The sequence below is a fragment of the Rhizobium sp. Root1220 genome, assembly GCF_001426265.1.
Classification (GTDB): Bacteria; Pseudomonadota; Alphaproteobacteria; order Rhizobiales; family Rhizobiaceae; genus Rhizobium.
Genome location: NZ_LMDG01000033.1, coordinates 305,491 through 321,952, shown reverse-complemented (window position 1 = coordinate 321,952; position 16,462 = coordinate 305,491). Strand labels below are relative to the sequence as shown.

The 16,462-nt window shown below is 60.8% G+C and carries 16 protein-coding genes and 1 tRNA gene; 11 read left to right on the top strand and 6 right to left on the bottom strand.

The window, feature by feature from the left end; all coding sequences use genetic code 11:
• Nucleotides 1-3: 3 nt before the first annotated feature.
• The 3 genes from ASC90_RS20705 to ASC90_RS20695 all read right to left on the bottom strand — a co-directional run bounded on the left by ASC90_RS20705 (nucleotide 4) and on the right by ASC90_RS20695 (nucleotide 2,879).
• On the bottom strand, nucleotides 4-1,251 hold the full coding sequence (locus ASC90_RS20705) for an FAD-binding oxidoreductase (protein WP_056544988.1): 1,248 nt from the start codon (nucleotides 1,249-1,251) through the stop codon (nucleotides 4-6).
• 75 nt (nucleotides 1,252-1,326) lie between these two features.
• A complete protein-coding gene (locus tag ASC90_RS20700; RefSeq protein WP_056544523.1) occupies nucleotides 1,327-1,830 on the bottom strand; it encodes an isoprenylcysteine carboxylmethyltransferase family protein in 504 nt (167 codons plus the stop codon).
• Entirely contained in the window at nucleotides 1,827-2,879 is a 1,053-nt protein-coding gene (locus tag ASC90_RS20695) for a type III polyketide synthase (RefSeq protein WP_056544520.1), read from the bottom strand. The genes ASC90_RS20700 and ASC90_RS20695 overlap by 4 nt, the downstream gene beginning before the upstream one ends.
• 161 nt (nucleotides 2,880-3,040) lie before the next feature.
• Between ASC90_RS20695 and ASC90_RS20690 the strand changes: the two genes are divergently transcribed.
• From ASC90_RS20690 to ASC90_RS20670, 5 genes are all read left to right on the top strand, one after another.
• A complete protein-coding gene (locus ASC90_RS20690; RefSeq protein WP_056544517.1) occupies nucleotides 3,041-3,583 on the top strand; it encodes a tetratricopeptide repeat protein in 543 nt (180 codons plus the stop codon).
• A gap of 52 nt (nucleotides 3,584-3,635) precedes the next feature.
• Entirely contained in the window at nucleotides 3,636-4,238 is a 603-nt protein-coding gene (locus ASC90_RS20685) for an RNA polymerase sigma factor (RefSeq protein ID WP_056544984.1), read from the top strand.
• Complete coding sequence (locus tag ASC90_RS20680) at nucleotides 4,235-5,023, top strand: hypothetical protein (RefSeq protein ID WP_056544514.1); 789 nt, start codon at nucleotides 4,235-4,237, stop codon at nucleotides 5,021-5,023. Before ASC90_RS20685 ends, ASC90_RS20680 begins: the two co-directional genes overlap by 4 nt.
• A gap of 165 nt (nucleotides 5,024-5,188) precedes the next feature.
• Nucleotides 5,189-7,123 (top strand): hypothetical protein, encoded by a 1,935-nt coding sequence (locus ASC90_RS20675; RefSeq protein ID WP_056544982.1) that lies wholly within the window; start codon nucleotides 5,189-5,191, stop codon nucleotides 7,121-7,123.
• A gap of 27 nt (nucleotides 7,124-7,150) precedes the next feature.
• Entirely contained in the window at nucleotides 7,151-7,369 is a 219-nt protein-coding gene (locus tag ASC90_RS20670; RefSeq protein ID WP_056544509.1) for a hypothetical protein, read from the top strand.
• Nucleotides 7,370-7,597: 228 nt separating this feature from the next.
• On the opposite strand, the gene ASC90_RS20665 is transcribed toward ASC90_RS20670, so the two are convergent.
• Nucleotides 7,598-7,671: transfer RNA gene (locus tag ASC90_RS20665), tRNA-Gln, on the bottom strand.
• A 242-nt stretch (nucleotides 7,672-7,913) separates the two neighbouring features.
• Here ASC90_RS20665 and ASC90_RS20660 point away from each other — a divergent pair.
• The 3 genes from ASC90_RS20660 to ASC90_RS20650 all read left to right on the top strand — a co-directional run bounded on the left by ASC90_RS20660 (nucleotide 7,914) and on the right by ASC90_RS20650 (nucleotide 10,632).
• The gene (locus ASC90_RS20660) at nucleotides 7,914-9,458 is read left to right on the top strand and encodes a Ppx/GppA phosphatase family protein (RefSeq protein WP_056544504.1); all 1,545 of its coding nucleotides are present in this window, start codon (nucleotides 7,914-7,916) and stop codon (nucleotides 9,456-9,458) included.
• A gap of 9 nt (nucleotides 9,459-9,467) precedes the next feature.
• Nucleotides 9,468-10,187 carry an RlmE family RNA methyltransferase gene (locus tag ASC90_RS20655; RefSeq protein ID WP_056544501.1) on the top strand — a complete coding sequence of 240 codons (720 nt, stop codon included), beginning with the start codon at nucleotides 9,468-9,470 and terminating at the stop codon, nucleotides 10,185-10,187.
• Between the two features lie 61 nt (nucleotides 10,188-10,248).
• A complete protein-coding gene (locus tag ASC90_RS20650) occupies nucleotides 10,249-10,632 on the top strand; it encodes a VOC family protein (RefSeq protein ID WP_056544498.1) in 384 nt (127 codons plus the stop codon).
• Between the two features lie 3 nt (nucleotides 10,633-10,635).
• Here ASC90_RS20650 and ASC90_RS20645 read toward each other — a convergent pair whose 3' ends face one another.
• On the bottom strand, nucleotides 10,636-12,060 hold the full coding sequence (locus ASC90_RS20645) for a DHA2 family efflux MFS transporter permease subunit (protein ID WP_056544979.1): 1,425 nt from the start codon (nucleotides 12,058-12,060) through the stop codon (nucleotides 10,636-10,638).
• 246 nt (nucleotides 12,061-12,306) lie between these two features.
• Here ASC90_RS20645 and ASC90_RS20640 point away from each other — a divergent pair, with 246 nt between their 5' ends.
• The 3 genes from ASC90_RS20640 to ASC90_RS20630 all read left to right on the top strand — a co-directional run bounded on the left by ASC90_RS20640 (nucleotide 12,307) and on the right by ASC90_RS20630 (nucleotide 15,526).
• A complete protein-coding gene (locus tag ASC90_RS20640; RefSeq protein WP_056544975.1) occupies nucleotides 12,307-13,299 on the top strand; it encodes an MBL fold metallo-hydrolase in 993 nt (330 codons plus the stop codon).
• Between the two features lie 176 nt (nucleotides 13,300-13,475).
• Nucleotides 13,476-14,960, top strand: a complete 1,485-nt coding sequence (gene guaB, locus ASC90_RS20635) for an IMP dehydrogenase (protein WP_056544495.1) — start codon at nucleotides 13,476-13,478, stop codon at nucleotides 14,958-14,960.
• A 2-nt stretch (nucleotides 14,961-14,962) separates the two neighbouring features.
• Nucleotides 14,963-15,526, top strand: coding sequence for a hypothetical protein (locus tag ASC90_RS20630; protein ID WP_056544492.1), 564 nt, complete (start codon nucleotides 14,963-14,965; stop codon nucleotides 15,524-15,526).
• A gap of 3 nt (nucleotides 15,527-15,529) precedes the next feature.
• Here the strand turns inward: ASC90_RS20630 and ASC90_RS20625 are convergent, their stop codons facing one another.
• Nucleotides 15,530-16,447 (bottom strand): LysR family transcriptional regulator, encoded by a 918-nt coding sequence (locus tag ASC90_RS20625; RefSeq protein WP_056544489.1) that lies wholly within the window; start codon nucleotides 16,445-16,447, stop codon nucleotides 15,530-15,532.
• Nucleotides 16,448-16,462: the final 15 nt, after the last annotated feature.

Below are 16,462 nucleotides of genomic sequence, written 5' to 3'. Positions count from 1 at the left end.
TATTCAAGGATTGAAACGTTGCGGCGAGTAGGCGGAAATATCGATGAACGGTTTGTCCTCGGTGATCAGTTCCGCCAGCACGCGACCCGTTACGGGACCGAGCGTAAGGCCATGATGTGCGTGGCCGAATGCGAACCACATGCCTTCGTGCCGTGGTGCCTTGCCGATGATCGGCATCATATCCGGCGTGCAGGGGCGGGCGCCCATCCATGGTTCGGGATCGAGCCGCTGGCCGAGCGGGAACACGGTCCGCGCCATTTTCTCGGCGCGATCGAGCTGCACCGGCGTCTTAGGCGCATCCATGGAGGCGAATTCAGCGCCCGTCGTCAGCCGGATGCCGCGGTTCATCGGAGCCAGGAAATAGCCTTTCTCCGCATCGAGGGTCCAGTTGTTGAGGACCGCGTTGCCTTTTGCGGAATAGTGCATGTGGTAGCCGCGCTTGACGCCGAGCGGGAAGGAGTAGCCAAGCCGGCGGGTCGCAACGGCAGCCCACGGACCTAGGGCCAGCACCACATCGTCTGCTTCCAGCGCGCCGTCGGTCGTCGCTACCTTCCAGCCGGAGCCGAAGCGCCCGAGGGAGTTGGCGTCGCCCGTGGCGAAGCTGCCACCCAGGCGCTCGAAATAGTTCCTGTAGGCCATTGTCAGTCCATGCGGGTCGAGGACAGACCACGGATCGCGCCAGCGCAGCCCACCGATGAAATCGCCCGTTATGTCGGGTTCCAGCCGGGCGATGGCTGCGGAATCAAGCGGCTCGTAGCTGACGCCGAATTCCTTCTGCAGTCGTTCGGCTTCGGCGAATTCGGCGTCGCGTTTGCCAGGCGTTCGGTATATCTCCATCCAGCCGTCCTTGCGGATCAGGCTCTCCGCGCCGGAGGCTTCGATCAGATCCCGATGCTCGGAGATTGAGTGCTCGATGAGCGGCGCGTAGGCGCGCGAAATCATCTCGTGTCGCTTGGCGTTGGAATTCCACCAATAGCGGGCGAGGAAGGCGACCTGCTGCGGCAGAGCCTTCAGATGGTAGTGTGCGTCGATACGGTTGTTGAACGCATAGCGCACGAGCAGTCCGAGTTGCTGCGGAAAGCCATAGGGCACCACGCCCTCGCGCTGAATCAATCCGGCGTTGCCGAAAGAGGTCTCCGTCCCCGCCGCTTTTCGGTCGAGCAGCGTCACCTGACAGCCACGCCGCTGCAAGTGAATGGCCGTCGATACTCCAACTATGCCCGCACCAAGTACAATTACGCTCTTTGTCATTTCCCCACGCAGTCCAATCAGTCCTGCGTTGAAAATGACCCTACCGCTGACGCTGCGCAAACGAAAAATTGCATTTCATTTCAAAAACATTGCGGATTTCAGCGCCGCGTTTTCGGCACTGATGCGAACGTACAGAATTGCAGCGTTCAGCACCGAAAACACCACAGCGTACAGAGGTAGTCCAAAGGCCAGCGGCAACACCGCAATTTCGCAAATGACGACGGCATAGTTGGGGTGTGACAGGAAGCGATAGGGGCCGCCGCTGACGAGCGGTGCCCCCGGGAGTACGATGATTCGCGTCGTCCATCGATCCCTTAGCGTGCCGATCACCCACAGCCTGCAGAGCTGCAGAAGCATGAAAATGACGAACCACACCGGGCTGATCGGTCGATCGATCGCCAGCAGCCAAAGGCCTGCGATCCAGCAACCGTGCAGCACCACCATGTAGGGATAGTGCTGCGGCGCGATTTCACGACCGCCATTTGCAATCAGTTTGCGCGTGTTGTGGCGGGCGAGGCCGAGTTCGGAAAGCCGCTGCAGGGTGACGAAGGCCAGGAGCGCAACCGATGTCCAGATCATGCGACCCTCCTCAGCGTAACGCAGCTTGCCGTGAACCCCGGTCCCATGGCCACCATGGCGCTGCGTTCCGGCAATCCCGCGCGTAACACCCGTTCGAGAACGAACAGAATGGTTGGCGAAGACATGTTGCCATACTCGGAGATCACAGCCCGCTCGTGGTCTAGCGCCCCGGATTCGAGCGACAACGCGATTTCGAGCGCTGCGATCACTTTCGCGCCCCCGGGGTGGCAGATGAAGCGATTGATATCGCCACGTGCAAGACCGTTGCGCGCCAGTATTCCATCGACCGCCGGACCGAGTTCCGCCTCCGCAAATGGCGGCAGCGACTGGGCAAGCACAATGCCAAAGCCGGTGTCGTCGATCTTCCAGCCCATGATGCCGAGCGTATCGGGGAAGAGATGTTCACCTGTCGATTCCACCTCCGCCTTGCCACGCGGCCCCGCCTTCAGCACACATGCGGCGGCGCCATCGCCGAACAGTGCGGTGGCGATGATGTTTGCCCGCGTCAGTTCGTCCAGCCGGAACGCCAGGGTGCAAAGTTCGATAGCCACGAAGAGTACCGTGGCGCCGGGTCTGGCCTTGGCGAAGCGCGAGGCGATCGCAAAGCCGGAAACGCCGGCAGCGCAGCCGAGGCCAAAAACGGGCACACGTTCGATGTCGGAACGGAATCCCATCTTCTCGGCAAGCCGGGCATCGAGGCTGGGTGTCGTGATTCCGGTCGAGGAAACCGTCACCACGCAGTCGACGTCGCGTCCATTCAGGCCTGCCTGATCCAGTGCTTTCGCCACCGCTTCGACGAACAGGTTGCTTGCGACCTCCGCATAGGCTTCCATTCTGTCCTGCCAGCCGTGCGGCTCTTCGAACCATTGCAGCGGTCGGGCCGCGTGGCGCTTTCGAATCCCCGCATTGGTGAAGACGCTGGTCAGATGCGAAAAGTCCTTGAGCCGGCTCGAGAAGAGTCTGGCGGACGTTTCGGCTGCTTCTTGTTGGGTGATGACATGTTCGGGGGTGGCGACGGCGAGAGCCAGCAGTTTGACGGTGTCGTTCACGTAGTACTCCTTGTAACCCGGCTGAAGGCAAACACCTGGGCTGAACGTTTATTCGTTTACATCTCTCACAAGATGGTGATCGGAAAAAAGCGACGCACGGCTGAATAAATATGGCTGTCGCGGTGTTTATCCGCCGTAACGTCCCTTTCAGGAGATATCCCATGACGACAGCAACTGTTCGTATTGCATCAATTGTGCTCGGCAGCAGTATTGCCGCTTTCGCTTTCTCCACGCCAGTCTTCGCCATCGGCGGCAGCAGCGATGGCGAGACAGTGCCCACCTGCAACAAGGGGCAGGTTTACGACAAGAAGACGAAAAAGTGCGTCAAGCAAAGTAGCGCCAACATAACCGACGAGAACCGCTCGGACTATGCCTATTCGCTCGCCAAGGCAGGTCGCTATGAGGAAGCGCTAGCCATGCTCGACACCTTGAAGGATCAGAATACCGCCGAGGCGCTGAACTATCGCGGCTATGCCACACGTAAGCTCGGCCGTACGGACGAAGGTATCTCATACTATCTGAAATCGGTACAGCTCGATCCGCAATATGCCAAGGTGCGTGAATATCTCGGCGAAGCCTATGTCGTGAAGGGTCGGATCGACCTCGCCAGGGATCAGCTGAACACGATCAAGACGATCTGCGGTACGCATTGCGAAGAGTACCAGGATCTCAACCAGGCGATCCTCGATCCATCGAAGATATGACCAGCGAGCAGAAATGGGCGATCACGCAATCGTAGCGGTCAGGAATCTTTCAATGAAGGTTGTGCGCACCATATCTGCAGCATATGCAGCATCGAAACCGTCGCCATCCCCGGCGACGGCGGCGGAACGGAAACCTGTGGCGGAGGCGGCCATCGCAAGCGAAGCCGATATCAGGGTTGGTCTGACGGACAATCTGCCGCGGCTTTGGCGCTATGGTCTGGTCCTTTCGCATCGTCGCGATGTGGCTGACGATCTGGTGCAGCAGACCTGCCTGCGCGCACTGGAGCGCTCAGGGCAGTTCGAGGCCGGTACGCGGTTGGACCGTTGGCTGTTTTCGATTCTCCATTCGATCTGGCTCAATGAGGTCCGGTCCCAACGGGTCCGTCAGGGGCAGGGTTTCGTCGCTGCGGACCAGGCGCTGGTGGTGGATGGCGCCCGTGACACGGAAACGCATATATTCGCCAACCAGGTCTTACGTCTGGTCAATGCCTTGCCGGAAGCGCAACGGGTCGCGGTGTTCCTGGCATACGTGGAGGAGCTGTCCTACAAGGAAGTCGCAAGTGTGTTGGACATCCCCATCGGGACGGTGATGAGCCGCCTGTCCGCCGCACGCGCGAAGCTTGCCGGAAATCTCTCGGGGGAGGGCACGACATGAGCGATGAAACCCAACTCCCCTCCGATGAATTGCTGACGGCCTTCATCGATGGCGAACTGCCTGCCGCCGACGTGGCGCGCATCGAGGCACTGCTCCGTGCAGACAAGGGTGTTGCCGCTCGACTCGAATTCCTGTCGCGCAGCAACCTGCCCTTCAAGGAGGCCTTCGAGCCGATGCTTGCTGCCGCACCCAGGGCAGAGCTCGAAGATATGCTCGGGGTGGTCCCCGTTGCCGCAAAGCCAACCTCAGCCCGGGCGAGCCGCCGCGGCTTTCTTGGCGCGTTGGCAGCTTGTCTCGTTGCAGGTGTTGTGGCCGACAGGGCATTCATCGGTCTGAACGGCACTCTCGCCACAAAGGACGAAAGCGGTGAATGGCGCGCCGTGGTCGCTGAATATATCGCGCTTTACACGCCGGACACGCTGGCTGACCCCGTCGTATCCGGCGAAGTGCACGCGCAGCTTGCGCGCGTCGATGAGAAGCTTGGCCTCTCGTTGTCGCCGGAGGTCGTGTCTCTTCCGGGTATCGACTTCAAGCGTGCTCAATTGCTGCAATACGACGATAAGCCGCTCGCCCAGATCGCCTATCTGGACCCGCAGACCGGGCCGATTGCACTGTGCATCGTTCGATCCGACGCTGGCGTCAAGGAGCCCGATATTGAAGGCCGCAAGGGTATGAACGTCGTTTACTGGTCGAACGGCACCCATGCCTTCATGCTGATAGGCCATGCGCCCGTCGACCAGATGCGAGACCTCGCCAGCCACGTCAGGACGAAGCTTTCGGTCTGATGACCTGATGGCGAATGGCGGCCTCTCCAGATAAAACCAGCTGCAACCTATGCGGTCTGAAAAGAGGCAATGCAGCCGTTGAATCTCAAGCAGCAACATGACAGGATGGTTTCCATCCCGGCAATGCATGGCATGCATGGCAATTCCGGCGACTTAGAGGGCAATATGGCATTCGTTTTGGAGACCTTTGGAAGGTTGCAGCTCGTCGACGGTGACGGCAATGCTGTGGCTTTTCCTGAAAAGGGTCTGCTGCTGCTCGCCTATTTGCTGACGCGTGATGAAGGCGCGGCACACCGCACCGCTCTGGATCGGTTCCTATGGGGCGAAAGGAATGACGGAATCTCGGATTCCACGCTGCGCAAGCTTCTTTCGAGAATGAAGACCTTCCAGAATGAACTTGGAGGAGAATTCCTCTCCTTTGGCGGCAGCATGATCTCGATCAACAGGGACACCCTGGCTTCGGATCTTTCGTTGGCCGAGGAAAGCGACACGTCCGAACCGATCACCCGACTGAAGCGCTTCCTGAAACTGATGGAGCAGCCTTTCCTCGGACCCGTCAACTGCCAGAGCCGGGAGTTCAGACGTTGGGTGGCCGAGCGCGAAAATCGCAATGTCGGCCTTCTCGAGGATGCGTTGAGAGCGGCCTATCAAGTCAAGCAGACCAGGGAGGAGGCCGACTTCCTTAGAAGAGCGGCAATCATACTGTTTCGGTCCGAACCGAAGGATCCCGATACGCTGAAATTGCTCATCCAGATATTCAACGCGGAAGAAGAGGTTGAATCTCTCCAGAACTACTTTGAACAACGGCGTACTTCGATTTCACGGGGCATCGAAGCGCTGCAGGTGACACCTGAGAAAGCCAACGCGAGAATTGCACCCCGGAGCTTGGCGTCCGCAACGCGCACCTCCGGGAAAGTGGCTGAATCAGAGGAGTTGAAGATTGCGGTTCCCCGCCTTGTACTGCTTCCGCCCAGCAACCAGTCGGTACGCCCTGATGCGGGTGTCCTGGCTGTATCGTTGATCGAAGACATCACCATCGGCTTTTGTGCCTTCAACAGCCTGAGGGTGATCGCGCCACATTCGGCGGTCCAGATTGGCCACCATACGGAGACCCAGGTGGCGTTCTTTGAAAGCCATTCGGTCAACTATGTCCTCGATACGCGGATCAGCGGCGCGGGCGACGAGATAACTCTTTTTGCCCAGCTGATCTTCGTCGACGACAGCCAAATTCTTTGGGCGGAGAGATTCAGCCTCGATCACCTCGAGCTGCTGCGGGATCGACGAGCGATTTCCCGGCAGATCGCACTGTCTGTTTCGGGAGAGATTGCGCGTCACGAGGAGGCGCGCGCGGACATCGAACTGAACCCCGTCGCCTACCACCGATATCTTGTTGGCAGGCAGAATCTGGCTCGGCTGACGCTTCCCAACTTGAGGCGCGCGCGCAACGAGATGCGGGCAGCCCTCAACGCAAGCCCCGATTTTGCGCCGGCGCTGAGTTCGATGGCGCGAACCTATTCCAAGGAATGGCTGCTGACAGCGCGAGGTGATATCGACCTTCTGAAATCTGCGGAATCCTTGGCGAAGCATTCCATTGAAAAGCGTTCGGACTTCGCCGATGGCTATCGCGAGTTTGGCGTCAGCAAGCTGCTGCAGGGATCTTTCGATGAGAGCGCCGAGGCGATGGAAGTGGCGGAGACGCTTGCTCCGAACTATGCCGACATCATCGCCGACCATGCGGACACGCTGGTTCATTGCTCCCGTCCGGGGATGGCCTTGCAGAAGATCGAGCGCGCCATCGAGCTGAACCCTCTCGCTCCTGACACCTATTTGTGGACGGCTGCGGGGGCAAGCTATGCCCTCGGCGAATTTGCGGCGTCGGTGGACTACATCGGACAGATGGCCGATCCCAGCCTGGCGGACAGGCTGTCGGCTGCGAGCTGGGCCATGCTGGGCCGCAAGGACAAGGCAAGCACCTTTGTGCGAAGGGTTCGCGAAGCCAACCCGAATTTCGACGTGGACACATGGCTGGCCGCTGTTCCCAGCAAGGAGCAGTGGCACAAGGATCTCTACCGTGAAGGCCTGAAGAAGGCGGGATTTTAACACCATTCTTTGGAAGAGGAGACGGGCATGTCTAAGGTTGTTGTCATTAGCATTGCAGGTGAAACGGGCCTCTGGGTGGCGGATTTGGACGCCGGGACGGTCAAGCCGCTCGATCCTCCGAAGTCGGGCGGGTTGAAGGCGGTCGCCGACCTTCGCAGCACCGGCGTGACCGTTGCCAAGGGCGTCAACGTCGCGGTCGTCGTCAAATCTGCCAAGGACGCGTTCGCGGGCCACTACGACGGCTAAGTCATAATAAATCAACGAAAGCGGTGCCCAGGCCGCCGGATGCGGAATCCGGAAGCACTGATTCGGTGTGTCGAGCCGCAGTTGAGTGGATCGCACCTGAGGGCTGCAAGGTTGCTGAATGCACAACCGCAGCCCACTTCAGCGGCAGATGGGCCGCAGCCATGCCAGCCATGACGACATAGAGTCATCAAGGTCGTGGGCGTATCAAACTGCTTCAAGAAAAGTGTTTGGCTGGGGAACCTGGACTCGAACCAAGATTAACGGAGTCAGAGTCCGTCGTTCTACCATTGAACTATTCCCCAACAAGCCGCGGCGGGCCGCTTGGCTGCTGTGCGGCGCTTATAACCAAAAGCTCGCGGATTGCAAATAGCTGTTTGAAAAAAATCCACAGCCGCTTTTGGATGTCTCAAGGCCCTCCTTGAGCTTGGAACAAAAAGAATTTGGCGTTTCCGCTCCGCACTGATAAGTCTTACCGCAACGCAAAAATCGAATGAGCGCCAGCTGCATGCCTTCCTGGAGTTGCGCGGCGCGATGGAAAACGAACGTGGAAGACCCCGAAGGCGGCGCAAAGCCGCAATTTGACGGGGCGTCGGCGGTAGCGCGCAAGGATGGAAAAAAATCCAGGCGCCGCAAAGGCAAACGTGGCGGACAGTCCCGCGATGTGAGTCAATCCGCTCAGCATGCCGCCTCTGGCAACGCCGGAGAGGCAGCGCGCCCAATTGACAACGCGGCCGAGAATTCGGCGCGCAAGCGCAAGCGTCGCCGCCGTGGCTCCGGCGGATCCGGCGAGAGCATCCAGCAGCAACATCAGCCACAGAACGAAAAATCTGGACCTGCACCGAATCCGACGGGACATGACGCCGACGCGGCATCCGGTCGTCGCAATCGTCGCAAGCACCGCGGAAAACGTGGCTTGCAGGGGCGTCCGCTGGTGCATGAAAAGTCGGTCGGGCAAAATGCGCCACCCGCCAGTCAACCGGTGCCGACGGCCCGTGGGATCTCGGCCGAGCATCGCGCCGGAGAAAATGACAACCGCGCCACCCGCCACCCCGAACGGGAGCGGCGCCCGCATGCGCAGCACCCGTGGCCCGACGAACTCTACGCTGCGCTCGATCTTGGCACCAACAATTGCCGGCTGCTGATCGCGCAGCCGACGCGTCCGGGCCAGTTTCGGGTCGTTGATGCCTTTTCGCGCATCGTCCGGCTTGGTGAGGGCTTGGCCGCGAGCGGTCGCCTGTCTGAAGAGGCGATGGACCGGGCGGTCGATGCGCTGAAGGTCTGTGCCTCGAAGTTGAAGAGCCGCGAAATCCGTCGGATGCGGCTGATTGCGACCGAAGCCTGCCGTCAGGCGAGCAATGGCGAACAATTCCTGGCGCGCGTGGTCGCCGAGACGGGTCTCGAGCTGGAGATCATCGACCGGGAGACGGAGGCACGCCTTGCCGTTTCCGGTTGCTCGTCGCTGGTCGGTCGCGAGACGCGTTCGGTCGTTCTTTTCGACATCGGCGGCGGCTCGTCGGAAATCGCCGTCATTCGCATTGGCGAAAGCAGGTTCAACCGTCTCGCCAATCACATCACGCACTGGACCTCGCTTCCCGTTGGCGTCGTCACTCTGTCGGAGCGTCACGGCGGTCGTGACGTCACGCCGGATGTCTTTGAAGGCATGGTCCTGGAAGTCGAGGGGATGCTTGCGGCGTTCAACTGCCCGGACATCGAGATTGGCCAGGCAGACGATTTCCATCTCATAGGCACGTCCGGAACGGTGACGACGCTGGCCGGCGTGCATCTCGACCTGCCGCGCTACGACCGGCGCAAGGTCGACGGCATCTGGCTGTCCGACGATGAAGTCTCGGCCATGCAGGCAAAGCTTCTGTCGTGGGATTTCGCCAGCCGTGCAGCCAATCCCTGTATTGGGCCGGATCGTGCCGATCTCGTGCTGGCGGGCTGTGCGATTTTGGAGGCGATCCGTCGCCGTTGGCCGAGCCCGCGCATGCGGGTGGCCGATCGCGGCTTGAGAGAAGGCCTGCTGACGGACATGATGGCGGACGACGGCGTCTGGCGGCGCAACCGCCGCGGCCAGCGTGGCAGATAGGGGAACGGGATGACCAAGCCAACGATTGCGGGCAACCGCACCGGCCGCAAGCTCGGCCAGCGCGTCAAGAACAAGAAGATGAAGGCCTCGTCGCGCCAGTGGCTGCAGCGCCACATCAACGATCCCTATGTGCAGCGTGCCCAGCTCGAAGGGTACCGCGCCCGCGCGGCCTTCAAGCTGCTCGAGATCGACGAGAAGCATGGCATCCTGAAGGGTGCTCGCCGTATCATCGACCTGGGCGCCGCACCGGGCAGTTGGTCCCAGATCGCGGCAAAGGTGACGGGCTCGACGGATGAGGATACCCGCGTCGCGGCGATCGACTTCCTTGAAATGGCGCAGATCCCCGGCGTCAAGATTCTGCAGCTCGACTTCCTTGATGCCTCGGCACCGTCGCAGCTCCTGGAAGCGGTCGGCGGCACACCAGATCTGGTGATCTCGGACATGGCGGCGCCGACGACCGGCCATCATCGTACCGACCACCTGCGCACGATGCACCTTTGCGAGGTCGCGGCGCATTTTGCCGTGGAAGTGCTTGGCGAAGGCGGCCATTTCCTTGCCAAGACCTTCCAGGGCGGCACCGAGCGCGAGCTTTTGAACATGCTGAAGCAGCACTTCAAACAGGTGGTCCACGTCAAGCCGGCATCGTCTCGCGCTGAATCCGTCGAGATGTTCCTGCTTGCAAAGGGCTTCAAGGGCCGCAAGGTCGAACCCGAGGCAACGGAAGCTTGATCTTTCGGGCGTTCTGGGGCCGAATGGGACCTCCCAGGACTGAAATGACCCGCTGGTGGAAATGCTGTTATACGTCACTCTCGGAACCAACGATATCGACCAGGCCCGACGTTTCTACGACGTCGTGCTGCCGTTGCTCGGTTACCGGCGCCAGCGCCATTCCGAGGAGGAAATCGGTTATGCGGCGGACGGCGACATCCGCTGTCGGCTGTGGATCGTGACGCCGTTCAATCGTCGAAGAGCGTCGAACGGCAACGGCTCGATGGTGGCGCTTGTGGCGGAGAAACGGGCGGACGTGGATGCGTTTCACGCCGCCGCCATCGCCGCCGGGGGCGTTGACGAGGGAAAGCCGGGCTTGCGGCCGTTCCATGCCAATTTCTATGCCGCCTACGTTCGCGATCCAGATGGCAACAAGCTGAGCGCCGTCTGCGAAAATCCCGAATAGCGCCTACTTCGCGGCCTGCTGGTCGATCTCGGCCGGCGCCGGCGGAAGCCGCTTCGCGCGGTGGCCGGAAACAAGTGCACCGGCGTTCTTGTCCATCCCGATGAACGGGATCGTGGCGACCACCGTCAGCACGGCCAGAACGTAAAACGCGACGTGGAAGTCCGCCACCTGCAACGCTTCGCCACGGAAGTAGATCGAGGTTTCGAGAATTGCAGCGGCAACGGCAACCCCGAGTGCGAGGCTCACCTGCTGCATCACGGAACTCATCGATGTTGCCTGGCTCGCCTGGGCATCATCGATATCGGCGTATGCCAGCGCATTGACCCCGGTGAAGAAGAATGAACGCGAGAATCCGCCCACCAACAGGATGGCAATGATGACAAGGTGCGACGTTTCCGGGGTGAAAAACCCGGTTGCGATCGTGACCACAGTCGTTACGGCGGCCGCTGAGAGCAATGTTGTTCGAAAACCGGCTGCGGCGAAAACCCGCCGTGCCATGAACTTGGTTGTGATCGCGCCGATCGCGCCGGCGAAGGTGATCAGGCCGGACTGGAAGGGAGTGAGGCCGAAGCCGAGTTGCAGCATCAGTGGCGTGAGAAACGGCATTGCGCCGATGCAGATGCGGAACAGTGTTCCTCCCAACGTCGAGGCCCGGAATGTGGGGTTGCGGAAGAGCTTCAGGTTGAGGATGGGAGCCGGATGGCGGTTCGCATGGACTACATAGAGAAATCCGCAGATCAGGCCGACGGCGGTCGCAGCGATGCCGATGATGGGCGGCAGCGCCGGAAGGCTGACAACGGAAAGGCCAAAGACCACGCCTGCCGCCGCAAGTGACGTCAGCACGAAGCCGATGACGTCAAGTCTGGGGGGGGCGGTCGCCTCCACCTCGGGCAGGAATATCGTTGCGAGCCAAACGCCAATGATCCCCACCGGAACATTGATCAGGAAGATCCAGTGCCAGCTGAAATAGGTGGTGATGAAGCCGCCGAGCGGCGGCCCCGCCAATGGGCCGACAAGCGCCGGGATCGTCAACAGCGCCATGGCGGAAACCAGGTCGCTCCGCTTTGTGGTCCGCAAGAGAACGAGACGACCGACCGGGGTCATCATCGCCCCGCCGACACCCTGCAGGAAGCGGGCGCAGACGAATTCGATCAGGCCCGACGAGGCCGCGCAGAAGATCGAGCCGATGACGAAAACACAGAACGCCAGCCGGAAAATGCGTTTGGCGCCGAACCTGTCCGCCATCCAGCCGCTGACCGGAATGAAGATCGCGAGCGAGACCATATAGGAGGTGAGCGCCAGCTTCAGCGTGATCGGCCCGACATGCAGGTCGTTGGCGATGGCGGGCAGGGCGGTCGATATGACGGTGGAATCCATCTGTTCCATGAACAGGGCGACTGCGAGGATCAGTGGAACGATGCGATTCATGCGGGGACGCCTTGAAGTCTGCGACGGCTCGGAAAGCCTGTGCTCTGTAGTCTTCGTATCGACCGCTGCCAACCCCTCGATTGGCTTGGCAAACACGATTGAGTCACGTCTGCGTGAGACCGCTTGTCCGCCGGTTTCAGCAACCGAGATTGACATATGTTCGTCGGGGCCGATTGCAACACACGGCGGTCGGGCGTGAACGGGGCGTGCGGCGATGGTGCCGTGCACGACTGGAAGGGATGGGATATGGCAGTGTCGACGGGGATAAGGCGGCGGGCATTCGTTGTTGCAGGTGTTGGCCTGCTCGCGGCGCCGATGATTTTAAGGCAGACGGCCGCAGTGGCCGCAAGTGGAGACATGACCAAGATGGATGCGACGACGCAGCCTCAATTCAATCAGTTCAAACTCGGTTCGTATAAGTTCACCGTCTTCAAGGATGGAGCCACGATCGCCGAGAAACCCTATGAAACCTTCGGTACCAATCAGAAGCCGGAAACGGTCCAGGATCTGCTCGCGAAGAATTTCCTGCCGACGGACAAGTTCGTGAATACATATGCGCCGGCGGTGATCGACACCGGATCTGATGTCATTCTCATCGATACCGGTTTCGGTGAAGGTGGTCGCGCCCGTGGCAGCGGCCTGCTCCGCGAGGGGCTCAAGGCTTCAGGTTATTCCGCGGACGACATCACGCTGGTTGCGCTGACCCACCTGCACGGCGATCATATCGGGGGTCTGATGGAAGCGGGCGCACCTGCCTTCAAGAACGCGCGCTACGTCGTCGGCCAGGCAGAGTATGATTTCTGGACCGACAAGGCCCGGGAAGGTACGGCTGCCGAAGGCGGCCACAAGGCAGTATTGGCCAACGTCGTGCCGTTCGCGGAAAAGGCGACCTTCATCGGAGAAGGCGACACGGTCGCAAGCGGCATCACGGCGATGCTGGCGACGGGTCACACCCCGGGCCACATGGTCTTTCACATCGAATCCGACGGCAGGCGGCTTGTCGCCACGGGCGATACCGCCAACCATTACATCCTGTCGCTGCAGCAACCCGAATGGGAGGTCCGCTTCGACATGGACAAGACGCAGGCTGCAGCCTCCCGCAAGAAGGTGTTCGACATGATCGCCACCGAGAGGGTTGCCTTCCTTGGCTACCACATGCCGTTCCCGGCGGTCGGTTTCGCCGAACCGTACGAAAAGGGATACCGTTTCGTTCCGAAGACCTATCAGTTCGACCTCTGATATTGCCGCATGGCAGCCATGCCGAGCCCGGCGGCCACGCCGGGCTTTTTGCTATTCCCTTCCTGTCATAGACGTGTTACCAGCCCTCGCCAACTTCCAAGCAACCCTTGCACACCGCCGGTGCGGACGATTCGTTCCGGGAGGCGTTGCATTTTTCGTATTTGAGGAAATTGGCCATGGCTCGCATCATTGAAACGCCAACCGGTTTGGACGCACTCACCTTCGACGACGTGCTCCTGCAGCCCGGTCATTCCGAGGTTTTGCCCGGCCAGACGAGCGTCGCAACCCGGATCGCGACCGATTTCGAGTTGAACATCCCGATTATCTCGTCCGCGATGGACACTGTCACCGAGAACCGTCTTGCCATCGCCATGGCACAGGCAGGCGGCCTGGGCGTCATCCACAAGAACCTGACGCCGGTCGAGCAGGCCGAGCAGGTCCGCCAGGTCAAGAAGTTCGAAAGCGGCATGGTCGTCAACCCGGTAACCATCGGCCCCGACGCGACGCTAGCCGATGCGTTGGCGCTCATGAAGACCTACAGCATCTCGGGAATTCCGGTCGTCGAAAAATCTGGCCGTCTCGTCGGTATTCTGACCAACCGCGACGTTCGCTTCGCATCGGATCCGTCGCAGAAGATCTATGAGCTGATGACGCGCGAGAACCTCGTCACCGTCAAGGAAAGCGTCGACCAGCAGGAAGCCAAGCGCCTGCTTCATTCGCATCGCATCGAGAAGCTGCTGGTGATCGACGGCGAAGGTCGTTGCGTCGGTCTCATCACCGTCAAGGATATCGAAAAGTCGCAGCTGAACCCGAATGCATCCAAGGATGCGCAAGGCCGCCTGCGCGCCGCTGCTGCCATCGGCGTCGGTGACGATGGTTTCGAGCGCGCTGAACGGCTGATCGAGGCAGGCGTCGACCTTCTCGTCGTCGATACCGCGCACGGCCATTCGGCCCGCGTTCTCGAAGCCGTCACCCGCGTCAAGAAGCTTTCCAACTCCGTGCGCGTCATGGCCGGCAACGTCGCGACATCCGATGGCACCAAGGCGCTGATCGATGCCGGTGCGGATGCGGTCAAGGTCGGCATCGGCCCGGGCTCGATCTGCACGACGCGCATCGTCGCCGGTGTCGGCGTTCCACAGCTCGCCGCCATCATGTCGGCGGTCGAAGCTGCTCAGGCTCAGGGCATCCCTGTCATCGCCGACGGCGGCATAAAGTTCTCGGGCGACGTTGCAAAGGCGATCGCATCCGGCGCTTCCGCCGTCATGATCGGCTCGCTGCTGGCAGGGACCGATGAAAGCCCGGGCGAGGTCTACCTCTATCAGGGCCGCTCCTTCAAAGCCTATCGCGGCATGGGTTCCGTCGGCGCCATGGCGCGCGGCTCGGCGGACCGCTACTTCCAGGCGGAAGTGCGCGACACGCTGAAGCTCGTTCCCGAGGGTATCGAAGGCCAGGTTCCCTACAAGGGGCCGGTCTCCGGCGTTCTGCACCAGCTCGCGGGCGGCCTCAAGGCTGCCATGGGTTATGTCGGTGGCAAGGATATCAAGGAGTTCCAGGAGCGTGCGACCTTTGTGCGCATCTCCGGTGCAGGCCTTCGCGAAAGCCACCCGCACGACGTGACGATCACCCGCGAGAGCCCCAACTATCCCGGCTCCGGCGCCTGAGAATGAACGCGGGCAGCCGTATTCCGATCTGGATTATCGCGCTGCTCGCGGCCATCTGCCTCGGTGTGCTCGCATGGACGACATTCGGTTTTGTCGTTCCGTTCAAGCACGAAACCGGCTTGGCAATCCTCGATACTTATTTTGCCGGCTACGACGATCTGGCCGTCGGGCGGATGCAGAGATTGCTCGTCCAGAACGAAACCGCCGACCGGTTGCTGAGAGCGATGTATTCCGGCCCTGAGCTGGTTTTCCCGGCACTTCTGACGGCCTTGTTACTCCTCATTTTGATAAAGCTCCGGTCCGACGTTTCCTATTTCGGCCGGCCGGTTCCGCCGCTCGTCGCCAAGCTCGTCTACGCGCTGCCGTTCGTCTACGGCATTGCCGACTACGGCGAGAACATATCGAGCCTGATCGCGTTCGGCGACAGCGGTTCTGCCGACCTCGCCGCGCAGCTATTGCCATGGATGACGCGGCTGAAATTCGCCAGCCTCCTCATCTGCCTGATCGTCATCGTCCGTTTCGCCATTTTTCGACTGATGCCGCCGAGCGATCAGGAAACACGATAGGCATCAGCGCGGCCACCGCCACGGCGGATTGGAAAGCCGTGCGGCCATGAATTCCGCCAGAACCTCGACCTTTGCCGGCCTTGCCCGCGCCGATGGGGTCACGAAATAAAGCGCCCCCTTGGGGAGGCTCCAATCCGTCAGGATCGCTTTCAAGCGGCCGTCGGCGAGATACTCGCTTGCCATGAATTCCGGCAGTTCGCAGATGCCGAGGCCGCTGAGGGCCATCGGGATCAGCGCCTCGGAGTTGGTTGCCCGCAGCGGGCCGGTCGGCGTCACCACCTCTTCCTCCCCCGCCGCGTTCGTGAACCTCCAGATGTCCTGTCGTGGACGATAGGCATAGCCGAGGCAATGATGCGCGGCGAGTTCACGCGGATGGCTCGGACACCCGAACTTTTCGAGATAGGCGGGTGATGCCAGAATGAAGGGGGAGACCGGTGCCAGCCGCCGCGCCACCAATGACGAGTCCGGCAGGACGGCAATGCGAAGCGCCGCATCAAAACCATCGGCCACCAGATCGACACTGGCGTCGCTCATATGCAGGTCGATGCTGATATCGGGATAAAGCCTGAAGAAGTCGGGCAGAATCGGCGCCACCCAATGAACGCCAAAGGTCATGGGTGCCGCGAGCCGGATCAACCCGCGTGGCAGGCTTGAGAGTTCGCGCGCGGCATTCTCTATTTCTTCAGCGTCGGAATAGATCCGCGAAGCGCGGTCGGCGAGTCTGAGACCGAATTCCGTCAGCGCCAATTGTCGCGAGGTGCGATTGAAGAGCCGAGCGCCGAACCGTTCCTCCAGTCGCGTCACGCCACGGGATACCGTCGCGACGGACACGCCGAGCGCCTTCGCCGCGCGGGCAAAGGATCGCTCCTCCGCCACCTTCGCGAACATCGCCAATCCTTCAAAATCCGGCAATTTCATCATTTCATTTATGCAACG

Bases quoted from the DNA above. Each gene is read 5' to 3' on its own strand.
- ASC90_RS20705 (WP_056544988.1), bottom strand. From the start codon at position 1,251: ATGACAAAGAGCGTAATTGTACTTGGTGCGGGCATAGTTGGAGTATCG.
- ASC90_RS20700 (WP_056544523.1), bottom strand. From the start codon at position 1,830: ATGATCTGGACATCGGTTGCGCTCCTGGCCTTCGTCACCCTGCAGCGG.
- ASC90_RS20690 (WP_056544517.1), top strand. From the start codon at position 3,041: ATGACGACAGCAACTGTTCGTATTGCATCAATTGTGCTCGGCAGCAGT.
- ASC90_RS20685 (WP_056544984.1), top strand. From the start codon at position 3,636: ATGAAGGTTGTGCGCACCATATCTGCAGCATATGCAGCATCGAAACCG.
- ASC90_RS20680 (WP_056544514.1), top strand. From the start codon at position 4,235: ATGAGCGATGAAACCCAACTCCCCTCCGATGAATTGCTGACGGCCTTC.
- ASC90_RS20675 (WP_056544982.1), top strand. From the start codon at position 5,189: ATGGCATTCGTTTTGGAGACCTTTGGAAGGTTGCAGCTCGTCGACGGT.
- ASC90_RS20670 (WP_056544509.1), top strand. From the start codon at position 7,151: ATGTCTAAGGTTGTTGTCATTAGCATTGCAGGTGAAACGGGCCTCTGG.
- ASC90_RS20655 (WP_056544501.1), top strand. From the start codon at position 9,468: ATGACCAAGCCAACGATTGCGGGCAACCGCACCGGCCGCAAGCTCGGC.
- ASC90_RS20650 (WP_056544498.1), top strand. From the start codon at position 10,249: ATGCTGTTATACGTCACTCTCGGAACCAACGATATCGACCAGGCCCGA.
- ASC90_RS20645 (WP_056544979.1), bottom strand. From the start codon at position 12,060: ATGAATCGCATCGTTCCACTGATCCTCGCAGTCGCCCTGTTCATGGAA.
- ASC90_RS20640 (WP_056544975.1), top strand. From the start codon at position 12,307: ATGGCAGTGTCGACGGGGATAAGGCGGCGGGCATTCGTTGTTGCAGGT.
- guaB (WP_056544495.1), top strand. From the start codon at position 13,476: ATGGCTCGCATCATTGAAACGCCAACCGGTTTGGACGCACTCACCTTC.
- ASC90_RS20630 (WP_056544492.1), top strand. From the start codon at position 14,963: ATGAACGCGGGCAGCCGTATTCCGATCTGGATTATCGCGCTGCTCGCG.
- ASC90_RS20625 (WP_056544489.1), bottom strand. From the start codon at position 16,447: ATGATGAAATTGCCGGATTTTGAAGGATTGGCGATGTTCGCGAAGGTG.